Here is a 20,996-nt window from a genome sequence, read left to right as displayed (position 1 = left end):
TGTTTCTCCTTTAATGAGATGAAAGAGCGTGCTTGTTCTTTCTCTGCTTAGGAGCGATAAAAAAGCTGATGAGAAAGAAGACGGCAGAAGTGAGGACAATACAAGACCCAACGGCGATGTTCAAACTATAGCCAATAAAGAGTCCCAGAACGGATGCAAGAGCGCCTAGGCTAGAGGACAGGAGCATCATGGACCAGAGGCTATTGGCATAGAGATAGGCTGTCGCAGCAGGTGTGATGAGCATGGCGACGATGAGAATGGTTCCGACACTTTGCATAGCAGTAACAGAAACCAATGTCAAAAGCACCATAAGGAGGTAGTGGTAGACCTTGACCCGGACGCCCATGGATTGAGCCAAAACCGGATCAAATGAAGTGAGAAGCAAGGGGCGAAAAAGCAGGACAATCACCAGCAAGACTGACACCCCAACACCGATGGTCATCCACATATCTTGGTCTTGCACGGCCAGGATATTCCCAAAGAGGATGTGGAAGAGGTCGGTGGAACTTTTTGCGACTCCAATCAGAATGACTCCTAAGGCGAGGAAAGAAGAGAAGGTAATCCCAATAGCAGTGTCGCTCTTGATGATGGAGTTGCTCTTGATATAAGTGATAAGGATGGAAGCTAAAAGTCCAAAGACAATGGCGCCAATAAAGAAATTGATGCCCAGGATAAAAGACAGGGCCACCCCCGGAAGGACCGCGTGTGAGATGGCATCTCCCATGAGAGACATGCCTCGCAAAATGATAAAGCATCCAACAGCTCCAGCGACAATCCCGATGGCAAGAGCGGTAATGAGTGCATTTTGTAAGAAGTGGAATTGCTGTAATCCATCGATAAATTCTGTAATCATCCGACGCCACCTCCTATAAAGAGTTCATGCCCATAGGCTGCATGCAGATTCTCCTTGGTAAAGGTTTCCTCTGTTTTTCCAAAAGCGATCAGCTTGCGGTGAAGGAAGAGGACCTGGTCGAAATAAGCTGGGACCTTGCTAAGGTCGTGATGGACGATCAGGATGGTCTTGCCTTCTTTTTTCAAGGTCTGAAGGGTCTGCATGATAATGTCTTCGCTGACGGAGTCAATCCCTGCAAAGGGCTCATCCAAAAAGATGACCTCTGCTTCTTGGACCAAGCAGCGGGCGATTAGGACCCGTTGGAATTGCCCTCCTGAAAGCTGACCAATCTGGCGATCTGCTAGATCAAGAAGATTGACAAGTTTCAGGGCATTTTCCACCTTTTGGAGATCTTCTTTGCTTTTTCTCTTGAAGATAGAAAGATGGGGATAGAGACCCAGTGAGACACACTCCCGCACCGTGATGGGGAAGTGGAAATCAATTGCGGATTTCTGTTCGACGTAGGCCACTCGTTGAAGAGCTTGGCCGAGATCTTTTTGATCGAGCAGGACCTTTCCCGAATGAGGGAGAAGTCCTAGCATGGCCTTGATCAGGGTTGATTTTCCAGCTCCGTTGGGTCCAAGAATGCCTAGGATGGTTGGACCCTGGATGGTGAGGGAAAGATCCTCCAAGGCCAGTGTTTGCTGGTAAGCAACACTTAGATGTTCAATTTGAATCATGATTTTGCTCCTTTACTATTAATATACATAAATAAAAAAATTAAGTCAAGTTAATTTTTAAAATGATTTAGATTAACTTACTTGTAATCATTGAAAAAAGTTCCTATTTTTGATAAGGTTATTAGAAAAGAATGAAAGCGAGAAGATCATGGTACGTTTACAAGATGATTTTTATGATTACGTCAATGGGGAATGGGCTGAGACAGCTGTGATTCCTGATGACAAACCGTCAACTGGTGGTTTTATGGACTTGATCCAAGATATCGAAAACTTGATGTTGGATATCACTGGAAAATGGCAACGGGGAGAAGAGCTGCCTGAAGACAGCATTCTGCAAAACTTCGTCAAATACCACAAAATGGTGGCAGATTTTGATGCGCGAGAAGCAGCCGGTGTCGCTCCAGCTATGCCTTTGATCAATGAAATTAAGGCTCTGTCTTCTTTTGAAGACTATACCAGCAAGTTGGGTACCTATGAACTAGCTGGCAAACCAAATCTCATGCCATTTAGCGTGTCACCAGACTATATGAATGCTCAAATGAATGTCTTGTGGGGAGAAGCGCCGGCTCATATCTTGCCAGATACGACCTACTATGAAGAAGGCAACGAAAAAGGACCAGAATTGCTGGCTATCTGGCGCCAAATGATGGAAAAACTCTTACCTAAATTTGAATTCTCAGAGGCAGAAATCAAAGATATCCTGGATAAGGTCATTGCGTCGGATGCAGAATTGGCCAAATATATCTTGTCAAATGAAGAAAGATCCGAGTACAACAAACTCTACCATCCTTATGAGTGGGCAGATTTCAAGGCCTTGGTTCCAGAATTGCCACTCGATACTTTCTTTACAGAAGTGATCGGACAAACTCCGGATAAAATCATCGTTCCAGAAGAGCGTTTCTGGAAGGAATTCGCACCAACATTCTATTCAGCAGCCAACTGGGAAACTATTCATGCAAGATTGAAACTCGGTGCAGCCGTAGATTGGACTTTATTCTTGACCGAAGAAATCCGTGTCTTGGCTGGTGAATATAGTCGTACGATTGCAGGTGTTCCAGAACCTCGTCCAAAAGAAAAGGCGGCCTTGTCATTAGCAGAAGTACCATATAGCCAAGCGCTTGGACTCTGGTATGCGGGAGAAAAATTTTCACCAGAAGCAAAAGCAGATGTAGAGCATAAAGTAGCGACCATGATTGACGTCTACAAGGAGCGCTTAGAAAAAGCAGACTGGCTCGCTCCTGAAACTCGCGAAAAAGCCATTGTCAAACTTAATGTCATTACACCGCATATTGGCTACCCTGAAAAATTACCAGAAACATACGCCAAAAAGATCATCGACGAGAGCAAGACCTTGGTGGAAAATGCTCAAGCCCTTTACGAAATTTCCATTGCCCATACTTGGAGCAAGTGGAACCAACCGGTTGATCGAAGCGAATGGCACATGCCAGCCCATCTGGTCAATGCCTACTATGATCCGCAACAGAACCAAATCGTCTTCCCAGCAGCGATTTTACAAGCACCTTTCTATGACCTTCACCAATCATCATCAGCCAACTACGGCGGAATCGGTGCAGTCATTGCCCATGAAATCTCCCACGCCTTTGACACCAATGGAGCATCCTTTGACGAGCATGGTAGCTTGAAAGACTGGTGGAAACCAGAAGATTACGAAGCCTTTACCGCTCGGACTCAAAAAGTCATCGATCAGTTTGAAGGACAAGACTCTTACGGTGCCAAGATCAACGGGAAATTGACCGTTTCTGAAAACGTAGCAGACCTCGGTGGTATCGCTGCAGCCCTTGAAGCCGCTAAGAAAGAGGAAGATTTCTCAGCAGAAGAATTCTTCACCAACTTTGCTCGCATCTGGCGCATGAAAGCTCGGACAGAGTACATGCAACTCCTCGCAAGTGTCGATGTCCACGCACCAGGAAAACTCCGCACCAATGTCCAATTACCAAACTTTGACGAATTCTTTGAAACCTTTGATGTCAAAGAAGGCGACGGCATGTGGCGCGCACCAGAAGATCGTGTGATCATTTGGTAAATCAAGATACTAAGCCCGTAAAAAAAGCGAGAAGAAAATAGGAGATTGACCATGTGGGCCATGCCCACCAGGCAATCTCTCTTTTTCTCGACGGTCGTAAAAAAATAAAAATCCCCAAAGCCAAGTTTCAATCTACTGAAACTAGTTTTGGGGATTTTTGAGTGGATTAGAAATAACAGTGAATGTCATGATCTAAAAAAACTTGCTGGTAGTCATATAAATCTTCTGGATGCAGGGCTTTTATTCCTTCCATTTCATAGCGACGTCCTAAAAGCTTGTATTTGTTTTCTCCAAACTGGTGAAATGGGAGAAGTTGTACTTCATCGATGTTGAGAGAATTAAAAAGGGAAGCAAATTCTTCAGCATCAGTTAAAGAGTCATTGAAATTAGGAATGACTGGAATACGTAAAACGATTGTTTTGTTTTGAGCAAAGGCATAATGAATATTTTTAATAATCAGATGATTGTTGACTCCGACAACCTTCTTATGTTTAAGTGTATTGTAATGTTTAAGGTCTGTATAAATAAAATCAACATACTGAATAAGATCGACAAATTTCTCATGTTCAACAAAAGCTGTCGTTTCGATTGCAGTATGAAGTCCAACTTCTTTCGCAGCTTTTAAGATAGCTTTGGCAAATTCAAATTGAGCGAAGATTTCTCCACCAGACAGGGTAAGGCCACCACCAGATTCTTCGTAGAAGTCAACGTCTTTTAAGACATCATCTATGATCTCGGTAACTGTTTTTTCTTCTCCTGTGATGGTTTCCTTTTTAGTAACAGCATCCAACATTTTTTCAGGATTTGCACGCTGGGATTCAGGATTGGAGCACCATGGACAACGTAGGGGACATCCTTTTAAAAATACAGTAGTTCGGATTCCAGGGCCATCATGGATACTAAAGTGTTGGATATTAAAGATTATGCCGCGATTTTGTTCCATATTTTTGCTCTCCTATCAATCTAGTAAGTCCATTATACATTATTTAAGAAACTAATTCAATTACGAACGAAAGTTTATTTTGTTTTGAATTCACTCGAAAATTTGCTAAAATAGAGAAGAGGTAAAAACAATGCAACGTTTAGATGAAATATTGAAATTAGTATCGGAATTTGAAAAGATTGATGTTAATAGTTTGTCTGAGAAATTACAAGTCTCTAAAGTGACCATTCGAAAGGATTTGGACAAGCTAGAATCCAAAGGATTATTGCATAGAGAACACGGCTATGCTGTTTTAAATAGTGGAGATGATATCAATGTTCGACTGTCCTTTCAATATGATACCAAGAAAAGAATAGCCAGGGAAGCTGCTAAATTAATTAAGGATAACGACACGGTTTTGATTGAATCGGGCTCTACATGTGCCTTGCTAGCGGAAGAAATTTGCCAAACAAAAAAGAATGTCAAGATTGTGACAAATTCTTACTTTATTGCAGATTATATTCAGGAATATGATTCTTGTAAAATCATCCTACTTGGTGGTGAATTTCAAAAAGAATCGAGAGTGACTGTAGGTCCGCTTTTGAAAGAATTAATCCGCTCTTTTAGAGTTCCCTTTGCTTTTGTAGGGGTAGACGGATATGATGACGAACTTGGCTTTACTGGGAAAGATATGATGAGAAGTGAAGTTGTTCAAGCTATGTCCGATGTTTCTAAAGAAGTGATTGTCTTAACAGATTCAAGTAAATTTGGGAAATGTGGAACTGTCAGACGATTTGCACTTTCACAAGTTTCGAGAGTCATAACAGATAAGAATATATCTCAAGAAGCGAAAGAAAAACTTGAGGATTCACAAACAATTTTAACTTTAGTATAAGAAGGAGAAGCCAATTGAAAGATGAACGGAAAAAGTTACTTGCTAAATTAGCCTATCTATACTATGTTGAAGACAAAAGTCAATCGCAAATCGCAGCAGAAACTGGAATCTACCGTACAACTGTCAGCAGAATGCTAGCAGAGGCCAAGAAAGAGGGCGTAGTAAAAATTGAAATCGAAAACTTTGATACTCGCCTCTTCCATTTAGAAAATTATATCAAACAAAAATATGGCTTAAAAGCTATCGAGATTATACCGAATCTAGTTGATGAACCTCGAGAAAGCCTTGAAAAGCGACTGGCGCAAGCAAGTGCGGTCATGCTTCGTAATTTGATTGAAGATGGAATGACAGTCGGATTTTCATGGGGCAAGTCTCTCAGATTAATGGTAGAACAAGTTGGAACGAAGCGCTTGGATGGTGTACAGTTTTATCCCCTAGCTGGAGGTCCCAGTCATATTCATGCTCGCTACCATGTCAATACGCTGATCTACAGTATGGCGAGTAAATTTCATGGGGAATGTCATTTTATAAACGCGAGTGTCATTCAAGAAAATTCTGAGGTGACGGAAGGCATCTTATCTTCTAAGTATTTTGAGGATTTGAAAGCTAGTTGGCGTTGTTTGGATGTTGCGGCTGTAGGGATTGGTGGCTATGCAGATAGCAAGAATCCTCAGTGGTTTGATATGCTGACATCAAATGATTTTAAGAAATTGGAGTCAGAACATGCTGTAGGAGAAGTATGCTGTCGTTTCTTTGATCAAGAAGGTATCCCCGTTTATCCTGAATTACAGGAAAGAACAATATCTATCACATTGGAGGAATTGAGAGAGGTACCAAACACCATCTCTTTGGCCTACGGTGATCAGAAAGCAAAAGCACTTTTATCGGTTTTGAAAGCCAACTATATCAATCATTTAGTCACAGATGAAGCAACGATCTTAAAAGTCTTAGAATTAGATGGTGATCAGCAATTTACTAAAAAATAGGACAGCAGGAATGCAGTCCTTATTTTTTTGAGTTGAATAGCACAAATGTGCAAAAAACAAAAACAATAATCAAATGTTGTGATTTTTATTGACCGGCAAAAATATAAATGGTATATTGACAATAGAAAAAGCGCTTTCAGTAGATTGATAAAGGAGTGTAGTGCACATGGAAATAATTGTTGCAGACCAAATTATTATGGGATTGATTTTAAATGCGGGTGATGCTAAACAGCATATTTACCAAGCTTTATCATATGCTAAGGAGGGCGATTTTACATCTTCTGAAGACGAAATTGCGAAAGCAGATGCAGCATTGCTAGAAGCGCATAACTTGCAAACACAATTTTTAGCCCAGGAAGCAGGTGGGACAAAGACAGAGATTACAGCTTTGTTTGTGCACTCACAAGATCACTTAATGACTTCAATCACAGAGATTAACTTGATCAAAGAAATGATTGACTTACGTAAAGAACTTTCAGCGAAACAATAAGGAGGAAAAGAAGATGAAAATTGGATTGTTTTGTGCAGCAGGATTTTCAACAGGAATGTTGGTAAATAATATGAAGGTGGCGGCTAAGGAATTAGGGATTGATGCTGAAATCGATGCCTATTCTCAAGCGAAATTAGCAGATTTTGCTCCTGAAATCGATGTCGCTTTGTTGGGCCCTCAAGTAGCTTATACTTTGGATAAATCAAAAGCGATTTGTGAGGCAAACCATATTCCTATTGCTGTCATCCCTATGGCAGATTATGGGATGTTGGATGGTAAGAAAGTACTAAATCTAGCTCTAGAATTGCTAGGAGAAAAATAAGGAGGCTTCCCATGTCTAATTTTAATTCTCAGAAAATTATCGCTCCAATCATGCGGTTTGTAAACTTGAAAGGAATTATTGCTCTTAAAGATGGGATGTTAGCGATCCTTCCATTAACGGTAGTTGGTAGTTTGTTCCTGATTATTGGGCAATTACCATTTGAAGGCCTTAATCAGGCTATTGCTAGTGTATTTGGCGATACGTGGACAGAGCCATTTATGCAGGTTTATTCAGGAACATTCGCCATCATGGGCTTAATTTCGTGCTTCTCCATTGGTTATTCATATGCTAAAAACAGTGGAGTAGAACCCTTGCCAGCAGGAGTTTTGTCCCTATCTTCATACTTTATCTTGTTAAAATCTTCTTATGTACCAGCTAAGGGAGAACCAATTGGTGATGCCATTGCAAAAGTATGGTTTGGTGGTCAAGGGATTATCGGGGCTATTATTATAGGTCTGGTAGTTGGTGCGATTTATACTGTGTTTATCCAAAGACACATTGTTATTAAAATGCCAGAACAAGTACCTCAAGCCATTGCCAAACAATTTGAAGCGATGATTCCTGCTTTCGTGATTTTCTTACTATCAATGATTGTCTATATCGTATCAAAAGTAGTGACAAGTGGCGGTACTTTCATTGAAATGATCTATGATGTCATTCAGGTTCCTCTACAAGGTCTAACAGGATCACTTTACGGAGCGATTGGAATTGCCTTCTTTATTTCGTTCTTGTGGTGGTTTGGTGTGCACGGACAATCAGTTGTCAATGGTGTAGTAACAGCCTTACTACTTTCTAACCTGGATGCCAATAAATCAATGTTGGCAGCTGGGAAGCTATCCGTTGAAAATGGTGCTCACATTGTAACTCAACAATTCCTAGATAGTTTCCTTATTTTGTCTGGATCAGGTATAACCTTTGGTTTGGTTGTTGCTATGTTATTTGCTGCTAAGTCAAAACAATATAAGGCACTTGGGAAAGTTGCAGCTTTTCCTGCAATCTTCAATGTTAATGAACCCGTCGTATTTGGCTTCCCAATTGTAATGAACCCAGTGATGTTCCTTCCATTTATTATCGTTCCAATTTTAGCAGCGATAATTGTTTATACTTCAATTGCTATTGGGTTCATGCATCCATTCTCAGGTGTGACCCTTCCTTGGAGTACACCAGCCATTATTTCTGGATTTATGGTTGGAGGTTGGCAAGGTGCTTTCGTTCAAGTGCTGGTTCTCGCAACCTCGACTGTCGTATATTTCCCATTCTTCAAATTCCAAGATAATCTTGCCTATAACAACGAATTACAAGCTGAAAAATAGTGCGTTTATTAGGAATGCACAGATGTGCGACTAGAATAGAATTTATAGGTATTATCCATAATTCATTGAAATTCGTAAAATTTAATGCTACTATAGTTACGAAAGAAAACAAAATAATTTCAAAAGAAAGGTTTTGAAAAAATGAAACAAGTAGAAGTAGCAAGTACAAGCATTAAAACAGAATATTTTGGAAGCCTCACTGAACGCATGAATAAGTATCGTGAAGATGTCTTAAACAAGAAGCCTTATATCGACGCTGAACGTGCCGTTCTTGCAACTAAGGCATATGATCGTTATAAGGAACAACCAAATGTTCTTAAACGTGCCTATATGTTGAAAGAGATTCTTGAAAATATGACAATCTATATTGAGGATGAATCCATGATTGCTGGGAACCAAGCATCCTCTAATAAAGATGCTCCGATCTTCCCAGAATATACTTTAGAGTTCGTTCTGAAGGAATTGGATCTTTTTGAAAAGCGGGATGGTGACGTCTTCTATATTACGGAAGAAACGAAAGAGCAGCTCCGTAGTATCGCACCGTTCTGGGAAAATAATAACTTACGTGCAAGAGCTGGAGCTCTTCTACCTGAAGAAGTATCTGTCTATATGGAAACAGGATTCTTCGGTATGGAAGGGAAGATGAATTCAGGAGATGCCCACTTAGCAGTCAATTATCAAAAATTATTGCAATATGGCTTGAAAGGTTTTGAAGAAAGAGCTCGCCAAGCTAAAGCAGCCCTAGATCTAACGGATCCAGCTAGCATTGATAAGTACCATTTTTACGATTCTATCTTTATCGTAGTTGATGCTGTTAAGACCTATGCTCAACGATTTGTGGAACTTGCTAAACAACTTGCTGAAACAGCAACTCCTGAACGTAAGAAGGAATTGCTTGAAATTGCAGAGATTTGCTCAAAAGTTCCATACGAGCCTGCAAGTACATTTGCAGAGGCTGTTCAGTCTGTTTGGTTTATCCAATGTATTCTTCAGATTGAATCAAATGGACACTCACTTTCATATGGCCGTTTTGACCAATATATGTATCCATACGTTAAAGCTGATTTGGAAAGTGGACGGGAAACTGAAGAGAGTATTGTTGAACGCTTGACCAACCTTTGGATTAAGACTATTACAATTAACAAAGTACGTAGTCAAGCACATACCTTCTCATCTGCAGGTAGTCCGCTTTATCAAAACGTTACGATTGGTGGTCAAACGCGTGATAAGAAAGATGCCGTTAACCCATTGTCTTATTTAGTGTTGAAGTCTGTTGCTCAAACTCACCTTCCTCAACCAAACTTAACTGTTCGTTACCATGCTGGTTTGGATGCCCGCTTCATGAACGAATGTATTGAAGTTATGAAGCTCGGATTCGGTATGCCTGCTTTCAATAATGATGAGATCATTATTCCATCCTTTATTTCAAAAGGTGTTCTTGAAGAAGATGCTTATGATTACAGTGCAATTGGTTGTGTAGAAACAGCTGTTCCAGGTAAATGGGGATATCGCTGTACAGGTATGAGTTATATGAACTTCCCTAAAGTTTTGCTCATCACGATGAATGATGGAATCGATCCTGCTTCTGGCAAGCGATTTGCACCAAGCTTCGGTCATTTTAAAGACATGAAGAGCTTCGATGAATTGCAGACTGCTTGGGACAAGACTTTGCGCCACTTAACCCGCATGAGTGTGATCGTAGAAAACTCGATCGACCTATCTCTTGAAAGAGAAGTGCCAGATATCCTCTGTTCAGCTTTGACAGATGACTGTATTGGACGTGGAAAACACCTAAAAGAAGGTGGAGCTGTCTACGATTATATTTCGGGTCTACAAGTGGGTATTGCAAACTTATCCGATTCACTTGCAGCAATCAAGAAACTGGTATTCGAAGAAGGACGCTTAACGCCACAAGAGCTATGGCATGCTCTGGAAACCGATTACGAGGGCGAACGTGGAAAAGAAATCCAAGAGATGCTTATCCATGATGCACCGAAGTATGGAAACGATGATGACTATGCAGACAGCTTAGTTCGAGAAGCATACGATATTTATGTGGATGAAATTGCTAAATATCCAAATACTCGCTATGGACGTGGGCCAATCGGTGGTATCCGTTACTCAGGTACATCTTCTATTTCAGCCAATGTAGGACAAGGTCGTGGAACATTAGCTACTCCGGACGGTCGTAATGCTGGAACTCCACTAGCAGAAGGATGCTCTCCATCCCACAATATGGACCAACATGGCCCAACATCTGTTCTAAAATCTGTTTCCAAATTGCCAACAGATGAAATTGTTGGTGGTGTTTTACTGAACCAAAAAGTAAACCCACAAACTTTAGCCAAAGAAGAAGATAAATTAAAACTTATTGCTTTACTCCGTACGTTCTTTAATCGTCTACACGGATACCATATTCAATACAATGTGGTTTCTAGAGAAACGTTGTTAGATGCTCAAAAACATCCGGAAAAACACCGTGACTTAATTGTACGTGTTGCAGGCTACTCAGCTTTCTTCAATGTACTATCAAGAGCTACACAAGATGATATTATTGGACGGACAGAGCATACTCTATAGTAAAGAGGTATGTATATGGAATTTATGCTTGATACTTTAAATATAAATGAAATAAAAAAATGGGCTCGAGTGTTACCTCTTGCTGGGGTAACCTCTAACCCAACAATTGCCAAAAAAGAAGGAGAAATCGATTTCTTTAAACGGATTCATGAGGTTCGGGAGATCATTGGTGAAGCTCCTTCTATCCATGTGCAAGTTGTTGCGAAAGATTATGACGGTATTTTAAAAGATGCTGCGAAAATTCGACAAGAATGTGGCGGAAATGTTTTTATTAAAGTTCCGGTTACTCCTGAGGGGTTGGCAGCTATCAAAACATTAAAATCAGAAGGTTATAAAATTACTGCAACCGCAATTTATACTGTATTTCAAGGTCTTTTGGCTATTGAAGCAGGCGCAGATTACCTTGCTCCCTATTATAATCGAATGGAGAACTTGAATATTGATTCAGCACAGGTAATAGCACAATTGGCAGATTCAATCGAAAAAAATCAATCATCAAGCAAAATTCTAGCAGCATCCTTTAAGAATGTCGGTCAAGTCAATCGAGCATTCAAAGAAGGGGCACAAGCCATCACTGCTGGGGCTGATGTCTTTGAAGCGGCTTTTGGAATGCCGTCAATTGAAAAAGCGGTGAATGATTTTGCAAATGATTGGTCAGCTATTCATCATCAGAATATAATTTGATAAAGGAGGAGTATATGAGAAATTTTGCAAGTCCGTCACGTTACATTCAAGGGGAAAATGCCTTATTTGAAAATGCAAAACCTATTTTAGAACTGGGGAGTCATCCTGTATTACTATGCGACTCAGTAGTCTATGAAATCGTAGGAGAACGATTTGAAAAATATCTCCTTCGGTATGGATTTACAGTCTTGCCAGTCTTCTTTAATGGAGAAGCTTCTGATAACGAAATCAATCGTGTGGTTAGTTTGGCAGAAGAAAATGGCTGTGATTTGGTCATTGGACTTGGTGGAGGAAAGACCATCGATAGTGCGAAAGCTATTGCCGATCTTTTAAAATCACCAGTTGTGATTGCCCCTACCATTGCCTCTACAGATGCTCCCGTTTCCGCTTTGTCAGTTATCTACACGGATGAAGGTGCCTTTGCTCGCTATATTTTCTATTCTAAAAACCCAGAATTGGTCTTGGTGGATAGCAAAGTCATCTCTCAAGCACCAAAACGTTTGCTCGCTTCTGGAATCGCAGATGGATTAGCGACTTGGGTCGAAGCGCGTGCGGTAATGCAAGCCAATGGAAAAACCATGTTGGGTCAACGACAAACCTTAGCGGGTGTCGCCATTGCACAACGTTGTGAAGAAACCTTATTTGCTGATGGACTCCAAGCCATGGCTGCTTGTGAAGCCAAAGTCGTAACCCCTGCTCTTGAAAACATCATTGAAGCCAATACCCTTCTTAGTGGTATTGGGTTTGAAAGTGGTGGGTTAGCAGCTGCCCATGCCATCCATAATGGCTTTACAGCCCTTACTGGGGACATCCACCATTTGACTCACGGTGAAAAAGTAGCCTACGGAACGTTAGTTCAATTGTTCTTAGAAAACCGTCCTAAGGAAGAATTGAATAAATACATTCGTTTCTATCAACAAATCGGTATGCCAACCACTCTGAAAGAAATGCATCTTGAAACTGCAAGTTATGAAGATCTTCTCAAGGTTGGCCAACAGGCCACCATCGAAGGAGAAACCATCCATCAAATGCCATTTGAAGTGAAGGCTTCTGATATTGCCCAAGCCATCGTAGCAGTAGATGCCTACGTTCAAGGTTTGGCCTAAGATGGCTTTGTCGACAAACCAAGAACTCCCATACCTTATGGTAATGGGAGTTCTTTTCCTATTTTCTTCTTTTTGGATCGGTTTGTTTAAAGATCAGGTATAAAATTCCGGCAGGCAAGAAGCAGAAGAGCCACATAACATCGAGTCCCTTGCTTTTACTGCTAGAGGTCGTTGCTTTAGACTCACTGACGGCCACTCCCGGTTTAATGCTTGGAGATACCTGTTGCAAGCCGTTCTGGACGACTAGGCGGTTATTTTCTAGTTTTAGCGCTGGCTTCGTCCCCTTCTTAACGGTCGCATAGAAGTCTTGCTTCAAGTGAATTGTCTTCCCGTCGATGGTATGATCGCCTGCAGAGAGGATTTTTTTATACTGGTAGTCTGCGAACATTTTCTCAGCCAAGGTATTCCCGATTTGATTGCGGTAACTTTCGGCGATCTCGACATCGTAGTTTCCAACCCCCAAAATGACTTCGATAATCCGCTGTTTCCCCCGCTTGGTTGTCGCGGTGTAGTTGTAGTCAGCAGTCGGGCTGGATCCAGTTTTGAGTCCATCTGTTCCTTTAAGGGCGAACTTTCCACCTTCGAGGGAAGTATTGTAGTTATCATAGCTTTGCTCGTAGGGGGTACCTTCCATGATGGTAGTATGAGCTTGCTTGGTGTATTCCAACATTTCTGGCAGGTCGTTTACGATGTGATAAGCCAGAATAGACATGTCCCGCGCTGTAATTTCGTTATTGGCATTGACATCGTAGCGCTGAGGATTGTAGTAGCCCTGAAGGACCGAAATCATCGCCCCATTTGGATTGTGCCATTTGGTATGGCTCATCCCCATTTCTTGTGCGTACTGATTCATTAAGTCCAAAAACTTATCGGGATCATTGTCAGTGACGGCGTTGGCGAGCATAATCACGGCCGCACTAGAAGATGGAACAAAGAGCATCTTGATCAATTCAGATACCTTGTAGTCAACACCAGCTACAATAGGTGAGTTACTTAACAGATTGTTTTCTGAGATGGCTTGGTCTGCCTCTGTTGCTGTGACCACGGTATCATATTTGATCTTGCCTTCCTTAAGGGCCCGAAAGACCACATAGGCACTCATGAGTTTGGCCATGCTTCCGGAGTCCCGGACCGTGTCGATATTGTCTCCGTACAAAATGGCTCCAGTATTGGCGTCGATGACGATGTCAGCCTTAGGCTTGTAAAAATCGTCCAATACCAGTCCAGCATCAGCTGCGATTTTCATGACATCTTCTTGCTGGTAGATGTCATCCGCAAAAGCAGTGGAAATAGGGCCTAATGTCAAGACTCCTACAAGGAGGGACAAGAGGCTGCGTTTTAGTCGTTTGTGTAAATGTCTCACATAATTCATAGATTCCATTATATCATACAGGCCAGGGATTCAACTTGAAAAAATTTTAGAAAAAGTAGAAATTGAAAAAATAAAGGAAAAATAGAATAATTTCGCAGTAAAAGCGTTTACATTTCCCTAGAAAGTGCTATAATTTAAATTGAGTATAACATTTTTTACAATGAGGTGATTTATATGAACAAAGGGAAGGTACTCTTAGCTACCAGCGCTCTGCTTTTATCAGCTGGTGTACTGGCAGCCTGCTCAGGAGGGAAATCTAGTAGCTCTGGTGGTCAGACATTTAGCTATGTCTATACCCAGGATCCGGATACCTTAGACTACTCGATTTCCAATAAAAAATCGACTTCCGAGTTTACAGGAAATGCGATAGATGGCTTGTTGGAAGTGGACAAGTACGGGAACTTGATCCCATCGCTTGCTAAAGACTGGACTGTTTCCAAGGATGGCTTGACCTATACTTATAAACTCCGTAAAGGGGTCAAATGGATGACTTCTGAAGGGGAAGAATATGGAGAAGTCAAAGCCCAAGACTTTGTCACAGGCCTCAAACACGCGGCAGACAAGAAATCACAAGCGATTTACTTGGTCCAAAAATCTGTCAAAGGCTTGGATGATTATGTTTCAGGGAAGACATCTGATTTCTCAACTGTTGGAGTAAAGGCTATTGATGATTATACCGTTCAATATACCTTGAGCCAACCGGAAAGTTTCTGGAATTCTAAGACTACGATGGGGATCTTGATGCCGGTTAACGAAGAATTCCTGAAATCTAAAGGAGATGACTATGGTCAAGGAACTTCTCCATCTAGTATCCTCTACTGCGGTCCTTATTTGATCAAGTCCATCACTTCTAAATCTTCTGCGACCTTGGAAAAGAACCCAACATATTGGGATGCGGATAATGTCAAGATCAGTAAAGTCAAGTTGACCTATTATGATGGACAAGATTCAGAATCCTTGATCCGTGGATTTGATAAAGGCGACTATACGGTTGCCCGTGTCTTCCCAAGTGGCTCTAACTATAAGAGTGTAGAGAAGAAGCACAAAGACGATATCGTCTTTAGTGACCAAGGTTCCTCAACCTACAACCTTTCCTTCAACATTGACCGTCAGTCTTATGAAATTACAGCCAAGACCACAGATGCTCAAAAGACTTCAACTAAGAAAGCAATTTTAAATAAAGACTTCCGTCAAGCCATTATGTTTGCCTTCAACCGTAAGGCATATGTAGCTCAGGCGAACGGGGAAGCTGCTGCCAATAAGGTCATACGTAATACCTTTACGCCACCAAACTTTGTCCAAATCAATGGCCAACAATTTGGGGATGCAGTAGAAAAAGACTTGGAAGCTTATGGGGATGAATGGAAAGGGGTCTCTGTCGCAGATGGAAAAGATACCCTCTACAATCCAACCAAGGCCAAAGAAGAGTTTGCCAAAGCTAAGGCAGATTTGCAGGCTCAAGGAGTTGAATTCCCAATTCATTTGGACCTTCCAACTTCTTCAACTTATACAGAAGGAATCAAACAAGCCCAATCCTTCAAACAGTCGATCGAGTCAACTTTAGGAGCAGAAAATATTGTTATTGATCTGAAAATGATCTCAGATGATGACCTGCAACGGGTTACCTACTTTGCTGAAAATGCATCGCAACAAGACTGGGATTTGAACAATAACTTGGGTTGGGGACCAGACTATACGGACCCATCTTCTTACATTGATATCACTAGTGGTAAATCTGGCGAAAATGCCAATGCCTACTTTGGATTCGATGCTGGTACGGATAATGCGGCCGCAAAAGCAGCTGGTTTTGATGAATACGATCAATTGATCGAAGATGCGCACAATGAAACCAAAGATGTGAACAAGCGTTACGAAAAATATGCTGCCGCTCAAGCTTGGTTGACCGATAGTGCACTCTTGATTCCGATCCATTCAGATGGAGCTTCTCCAGGTGTTCGTAAGACTGTACCATACTCCGCAGCCTTTGCTTGGACAGGCCACAAGGGTCAATCCTTCAACTATAAATATTTGGAAGTTCAAGACAAGGTCGTATCGGCTAAAGACTACGACAAAGCGCGTGATCAATGGAAGAAAGAAAAAGAAAAATCCAATAAAAAAGCGCAAGAAGAACTTGAAAAGCATGTGAAATAGACTTTTCTTGAAGAAAACAGGAGAGACAGGTCCCGTATGGGACCTGTCTTTTTCTTTGTCTGAACCTTTAAAAATCGCCTAAAAATGGTATAATAGGAGCATCACGAAAATTGGAGAGACGCTATGAGTTTTTACAATCATAAAGAAATCGAGCCTAAGTGGCAAAAATACTGGGCTGACCATCACACTTTTAAGACAGGAACAGACGCTTCAAAACCTAAGTTTTATGCTTTGGACATGTTCCCTTACCCATCTGGAGCGGGTCTTCACGTAGGACACCCAGAAGGCTACACAGCGACTGATATCCTTAGCCGTTTCAAACGTGCCCAAGGTTACAATGTCCTTCACCCAATGGGATGGGATGCTTTTGGTTTGCCTGCAGAGCAATACGCTATGGATACAGGGAATGACCCAGCGGAATTCACAGCGGAAAACATCGCCAACTTCAAACGCCAAATCAATGCGCTTGGCTTCTCTTATGACTGGGACCGTGAAGTCAATACGACAGATCCGAACTACTACAAGTGGACGCAATGGATCTTCACCAAGCTTTACGAAAAAGGTTTAGCCTATGAAGCGGAAGTGCCAGTAAACTGGGTTGAGGAACTAGGAACAGCTATCGCCAACGAAGAAGTTCTTCCTGATGGAACCTCTGAGCGTGGGGGCTATCCAGTTGTCCGCAAACCAATGCGCCAATGGATGCTCAAAATCACTGCCTATGCGGAGCGCTTGCTGGCTGACTTGGATGACCTTGACTGGCCAGAGTCTATCAAGGACATGCAACGCAACTGGATTGGGAAATCAACTGGTGCCAATGTCACCTTCAAAGTAAAAGGAACAGACAAGGAATTCACCGTCTTTACGACACGTCCAGATACTCTTTTCGGTGCGACCTTCACTGTCTTAGCTCCTGAGCATGACTTGGTTGACGCTATTACAAGCCCAGAGCAGGCTCAAGCTGTGGCTGACTACAAACACCAAGCCAGCCTCAAATCAGACTTGGCTCGTACAGACCTTGCCAAGGAAAAAACAGGGGTTTGGACTGGTGCTTATGTTATCAACCCTGTCAATGGCAAAGAAATTCCAATCTGGATTGCCGACTATGTTCTTGCTAGCTACGGTACAGGTGCTGTTATGGCCGTACCTGCTCACGATGAGCGTGACTGGGAATTTGCTAAACAGTTTGGTCTTCCAATCGTAGAAGTCTTGGAAGGTGGCAATGTTGAAGAAGCTGCTTACACAGAAGATGGGCTTCACGTTAACTCTGACTTCTTGAACGGTCTCAACAAAGAAGAAGCGATTGCTAAAATCGTGGCTTGGCTAGAAGAAAAAGGCTTTGGTCAAGAAAAGGTTACCTACCGTCTCCGTGACTGGCTCTTTAGCCGTCAACGTTACTGGGGTGAACCAATCCCAATCATTCATTGGGAAGATGGAACTTCAACAGCTGTTCCAGAAAGTGAACTTCCACTTGTCTTGCCAGTAACCAAGGACATCCGCCCTTCAGGTACTGGTGAAAGCCCATTGGCCAACTTGACAGACTGGCTGGAAGTAACCCGCGAAGATGGCGTCAAAGGTCGTCGTGAAACCAATACCATGCCACAATGGGCCGGTTCAAGCTGGTACTACCTCCGCTATATCGATCCACACAACACTGAGAAATTGGCTGATGAGGACCTTCTCAAACAATGGTTGCCAGTCGATATCTATGTGGGTGGTGCAGAACACGCCGTGCTTCACTTGCTTTACGCTCGTTTCTGGCACAAATTCCTCTATGACCTTGGTGTTGTACCGACTAAAGAGCCATTCCAAAAACTCTTTAACCAAGGAATGATCTTGGGAACTAGCTACCGTGACCACCGTGGTGCCCTTGTGGCAACTGACAAGGTTGAAAAACGTGACGGTTCCTTCTTCCATGTAGAAACAGGGGAAGAGTTGGAGCAAGCACCAGCTAAGATGTCTAAATCTCTCAAGAACGTTGTCAATCCAGACGATGTGGTGGAACAATACGGTGCGGATACCCTTCGTGTCTATGAAATGTTCATGGGACCACTTGATGCTTCCATCGCTTGGTCTGAAGAAGGTCTGGAAGGAAGCCGTAAATTCCTCGACCGTGTTTACCGTTTGATCACTACCAAAGAAATCGTTGCGGAAAACAATGGCGCTCTTGACAAGGTTTATAACGAAACCGTTAAAGCTGTCACTGAGCAAATCGAGTCGATGAAATTCAACACAGCCATTGCTCAGCTCATGGTCTTTGTCAATGCGGCGAACAAGGAAGACAAACTCTATGTGGATTATGCCAAAGGCTTTATCCAATTGATCGCTCCATTTGCGCCTCACTTGGCAGAAGAACTCTGGCAAACAGTCGCAGCAACAGGCGAGTCTATCTCTTATGTGGCTTGGCCAACATGGGACGAAAGCAAATTGGTTGAAGACGAAATTGAAATCGTCGTTCAAATCAAAGGAAAAGTCCGTGCTAAACTCATGGTCGCGAAAGATCTTTCACGCGAAGAATTGCAAGAAGTCGCTCTAGCTGACGAAAAAGTCAAAGCAGAAATCGATGGCAAGGACATCGTGAAAGTGATTAGTGTCCCTAATAAACTTGTTAATATCGTTGTTAAATAACGAGTTTATTAGCCCTATCTGCCACCTTCAATAGTCCACTGGACTATTGAAGCCAACTAAATTGGTTAATATTGTTGTAAAATAAAAATGAATCCTTCAGAGTTCAGCTCTGGAGGATTTTTTAGGCTCAGCTTGACAATAAATAGTATTTTTGTTAATATCATTAACAAAAGAGAGGCGCTATGAATAAGAAAGAACTGTATAAGTTTAATAATCGTTTTAACAGCTTTGCTTTAGCTTTTGAACAGTTGAAAAAAGCTCAGCATAGGAACAGTATTGATAAATCAATCACTATTAATGAAGTCCATTTGATCGACCTGATAGGTCGCAATCAGCCTGTGAATCTAGTGAAATTATCTGAGTTACTTGAAGTATCTAGGAGTGCCATTACTCAGAGTGTTAGACGTTTAACCAAGAAAGACCTCGTTACTTTTGAATTTGCACCGGATAATGAAAAAAATAAATATCTGATATTATCCAAAAAAGGTGTTGAAGTTTTTAATATCCATAAAGAGCAGCAAGAACATATTGAAAAGGCCATTTTTTCAGTTTTAAGAAACTATAGTGAGGAGGATCTTCAAATGGTTATGAAACTGATGGATGATGTTGAACAGGTATGGCAAGAATTGCCGTGGTAAAAATCACGGTAATTTTAAAACTATATTGTTAATTATATTAACAAAAAGAGGAAGATATGAATATACAAATTGAACTGATCTCAGAGTCTGATTTAGCAGACGAATCTTTTAATATTGTCATCGATGGCTTAAAACCAAGAGAAACCTATCGAGTCGAAATGTATTTATCTGATTATTATTGTATCAATGCTCCTATGCTTTTAGCTCATAATGTTTTATGGAAATCAACAGCGACTTTTGTATCAGATAAGAATGGTATTATTGATATTTCACAAACTCCATCTTGTTCTGGCTCTTATGAAGATATTGCAACAATGGGGTTATTCTTTAATGCTAAGCCCTTGACCAATAGGAAAAAGAAACTTCCAAACTCTCTTTCTAAAATTCCCTTATTAGATCACTTTTTTGTGGAAATCAAAATTATACAAGGTAATACTGTCGTCGCAGAGAGAACTTTCACAAGACATTACATGAGTTTGCAAATTAGTCATCAAGATATTTACGGGAAACATTTTCAAGGGAGACTCTTTTATGATCAAAAGGCAATAAAAGCACCAGCATTGATTATTGTGAGCGGTAGTGAAGGAAGGATTGAAAAGGCACAGAATATAGCTCAGCTTCTATCTTCTAGAGGTTATATTTGCCTAGCAGTTGCCTACTTTGGTTTAGAGGGGTTGCCAAAACATTTGGAACGTATTCCTTTAGAGTGCCTTGTGGAAGCAAAGGATTATCTACGTCAGCATCATCAAGTAGATAGTGAAAGAATTGGAATCTATGGACGTTCTAAGGGAGCAGAGTTAGTTTTAGCTGAGGAGAACATTTTTAATGACGTTCAATGTTTGGTACTAAATTCACCCTCTGATGTGGTGTATGAAGGGATAAAAGGGAAATGGAACTCCCATACTTCTTCTTGGACGTATTTGCAAAAGGAACTTACCTATCAAAAGTTTCGACTGAGAGATTATCTGTTTAGCAAACTTTTTAGAAAACCTATCCCTAAAGATCGCTCTGCTAGGATAGACATTAGTAGACTCTCTTCGCCAATCTTATTGCTCGGAAGTACTGTTGATGAAATATGGGATGCCTCGTCAGCAATAGCCAATATTGTCTCACATTATAAAGGCCACCACATTACATTTAAAAAATATCATGAAATAGGTCACATGTTGACAGTGGCTTATCAACCCAATCATCGCTATCGAAAAGATTGGCGTTTATTGATGAAAGAGAGTAAGGATTCTTGGTTGGCTACGATTCATTTTTTTGATAGGCATTTGAAGAAGCAATAACATAAGA

The 20,996-nt window shown here is 41.4% G+C and carries 17 protein-coding genes; 13 read left to right on the top strand and 4 right to left on the bottom strand.

Annotated elements, in window-relative coordinates; all coding sequences use genetic code 11:
- Positions 1–10: 10 nt before the first annotated feature.
- The gene (locus ABVF55_RS09985) at positions 11–853 is read right to left on the bottom strand and encodes a metal ABC transporter permease subunit (protein WP_445285295.1); all 843 of its coding nucleotides are present in this window, start codon (positions 851–853) and stop codon (positions 11–13) included.
- Complete coding sequence (locus tag ABVF55_RS09980) at positions 850–1,572, bottom strand: metal ABC transporter ATP-binding protein (protein WP_445285294.1); 723 nt, start codon at positions 1,570–1,572, stop codon at positions 850–852. The genes ABVF55_RS09985 and ABVF55_RS09980 overlap by 4 nt, the downstream gene beginning before the upstream one ends.
- Positions 1,573–1,720: 148 nt before the next feature.
- Between ABVF55_RS09980 and ABVF55_RS09975 the strand changes: the two genes are divergently transcribed.
- Positions 1,721–3,616 carry a M13 family metallopeptidase gene (locus tag ABVF55_RS09975; protein ID WP_155200304.1) on the top strand — a complete coding sequence of 632 codons (1,896 nt, stop codon included), beginning with the start codon at positions 1,721–1,723 and terminating at the stop codon, positions 3,614–3,616.
- A 166-nt stretch (positions 3,617–3,782) separates the two neighbouring features.
- Here ABVF55_RS09975 and ABVF55_RS09970 read toward each other — a convergent pair whose 3' ends face one another.
- Positions 3,783–4,559 carry a glycyl-radical enzyme activating protein gene (locus ABVF55_RS09970; protein ID WP_048691616.1) on the bottom strand — a complete coding sequence of 259 codons (777 nt, stop codon included), beginning with the start codon at positions 4,557–4,559 and terminating at the stop codon, positions 3,783–3,785.
- Between the two features lie 130 nt (positions 4,560–4,689).
- Between ABVF55_RS09970 and ABVF55_RS09965 the strand changes: the two genes are divergently transcribed.
- The 8 genes from ABVF55_RS09965 to ABVF55_RS09930 all read left to right on the top strand — a co-directional run bounded on the left by ABVF55_RS09965 (position 4,690) and on the right by ABVF55_RS09930 (position 12,914).
- Positions 4,690–5,433: a DeoR/GlpR family DNA-binding transcription regulator gene (locus ABVF55_RS09965; protein WP_048717589.1), complete on the top strand. Its 744-nt coding sequence runs from the start codon at positions 4,690–4,692 to the stop codon at positions 5,431–5,433.
- A 14-nt stretch (positions 5,434–5,447) separates the two neighbouring features.
- The gene (locus ABVF55_RS09960) at positions 5,448–6,419 is read left to right on the top strand and encodes a sugar-binding transcriptional regulator (RefSeq protein ID WP_049486456.1); all 972 of its coding nucleotides are present in this window, start codon (positions 5,448–5,450) and stop codon (positions 6,417–6,419) included.
- Between the two features lie 166 nt (positions 6,420–6,585).
- Positions 6,586–6,909, top strand: a complete 324-nt coding sequence (locus ABVF55_RS09955; protein WP_049486455.1) for a PTS lactose/cellobiose transporter subunit IIA — start codon at positions 6,586–6,588, stop codon at positions 6,907–6,909.
- A gap of 13 nt (positions 6,910–6,922) precedes the next feature.
- Complete coding sequence (locus ABVF55_RS09950) at positions 6,923–7,231, top strand: PTS sugar transporter subunit IIB (protein WP_013904534.1); 309 nt, start codon at positions 6,923–6,925, stop codon at positions 7,229–7,231.
- Positions 7,232–7,242: 11 nt separating this feature from the next.
- Complete coding sequence (locus ABVF55_RS09945) at positions 7,243–8,544, top strand: PTS sugar transporter subunit IIC (protein WP_049486454.1); 1,302 nt, start codon at positions 7,243–7,245, stop codon at positions 8,542–8,544.
- Between the two features lie 141 nt (positions 8,545–8,685).
- Positions 8,686–11,124 carry a glycyl radical protein gene (locus ABVF55_RS09940; RefSeq protein ID WP_023027619.1) on the top strand — a complete coding sequence of 813 codons (2,439 nt, stop codon included), beginning with the start codon at positions 8,686–8,688 and terminating at the stop codon, positions 11,122–11,124.
- A 15-nt stretch (positions 11,125–11,139) separates the two neighbouring features.
- A complete protein-coding gene (locus ABVF55_RS09935) occupies positions 11,140–11,808 on the top strand; it encodes a fructose-6-phosphate aldolase (protein ID WP_049486453.1) in 669 nt (222 codons plus the stop codon).
- Positions 11,809–11,822: 14 nt separating this feature from the next.
- The gene (locus ABVF55_RS09930) at positions 11,823–12,914 is read left to right on the top strand and encodes a glycerol dehydrogenase (protein WP_118228543.1); all 1,092 of its coding nucleotides are present in this window, start codon (positions 11,823–11,825) and stop codon (positions 12,912–12,914) included.
- Positions 12,915–12,972: 58 nt separating this feature from the next.
- Here the strand turns inward: ABVF55_RS09930 and ABVF55_RS09925 are convergent, their stop codons facing one another.
- Entirely contained in the window at positions 12,973–14,295 is a 1,323-nt protein-coding gene (locus ABVF55_RS09925; protein ID WP_118228544.1) for a DUF1958 domain-containing protein, read from the bottom strand.
- A 165-nt stretch (positions 14,296–14,460) separates the two neighbouring features.
- Here ABVF55_RS09925 and ABVF55_RS09920 point away from each other — a divergent pair, with 165 nt between their 5' ends.
- The 4 genes from ABVF55_RS09920 to ABVF55_RS09905 all read left to right on the top strand — a co-directional run bounded on the left by ABVF55_RS09920 (position 14,461) and on the right by ABVF55_RS09905 (position 20,989).
- Positions 14,461–16,437: a peptide ABC transporter substrate-binding protein gene (locus ABVF55_RS09920; protein WP_070505340.1), complete on the top strand. Its 1,977-nt coding sequence runs from the start codon at positions 14,461–14,463 to the stop codon at positions 16,435–16,437.
- A 123-nt stretch (positions 16,438–16,560) separates the two neighbouring features.
- Positions 16,561–19,062 carry a leucine--tRNA ligase gene (gene leuS, locus ABVF55_RS09915; RefSeq protein ID WP_445285293.1) on the top strand — a complete coding sequence of 834 codons (2,502 nt, stop codon included), beginning with the start codon at positions 16,561–16,563 and terminating at the stop codon, positions 19,060–19,062.
- Between the two features lie 182 nt (positions 19,063–19,244).
- Positions 19,245–19,700, top strand: a complete 456-nt coding sequence (locus ABVF55_RS09910) for a MarR family winged helix-turn-helix transcriptional regulator (RefSeq protein ID WP_060933554.1) — start codon at positions 19,245–19,247, stop codon at positions 19,698–19,700.
- Positions 19,701–19,756: 56 nt separating this feature from the next.
- A complete protein-coding gene (locus tag ABVF55_RS09905) occupies positions 19,757–20,989 on the top strand; it encodes an acyl-CoA thioesterase/BAAT N-terminal domain-containing protein (protein ID WP_302991227.1) in 1,233 nt (410 codons plus the stop codon).
- The last annotated feature ends 7 nt before the right edge of the window (positions 20,990–20,996 follow it).

Source organism: Streptococcus sp. KHUD_012, assembly GCF_052588255.1.
The sequence above is the reverse complement of the archived record's forward strand: the minus strand, read 5'-3'. Positions and strand labels throughout refer to the sequence as shown.